Genomic DNA, 329 nt, shown 5'->3' on the forward strand with positions numbered 1-329 from the left:
GGCTGTCACTGAGCAGGTACAGCCCGCCCATGGCCAGCAGCAACTCCCAGCTTCCCGCGACCCCGCGCAGCCCTGTGAAACTGGTGCCAAGCAACTGCGCCGCTTGTCGCGAGGTCACCCGCAGGCCCTGCAGCGCCTGGCGCGCATTCGGCTCCAGGGTGCCCACGGCGACGGTCAGATCGAGCATCGTCACCTGCGCTGTCCGGTTCAATTCCTCAAGGCTGGCGCGTGTGCCATTGACCAGCGTGTCGCGCACTTGCTCTGCCGTTCCTTGGACCCAGACGCTGACGACAATCACGCTGTGCGCCAGCTTCGGATCGAGTACCGCC

Annotated in this window: 1 pseudogene; it reads right to left on the reverse strand. The window is 66.3% G+C overall.

Going from position 1 to position 329, the window contains the following annotated elements:
• Positions 1 to 329: pseudogene (locus AAZU54_RS27355) on the reverse strand (hypothetical protein); the annotation flags it as partial.

This window comes from Pseudomonas sp. Je.1.5.c, assembly GCF_051129895.1.
Classification (GTDB): Bacteria; Pseudomonadota; Gammaproteobacteria; order Pseudomonadales; family Pseudomonadaceae; genus Aquipseudomonas; species Aquipseudomonas urmiensis.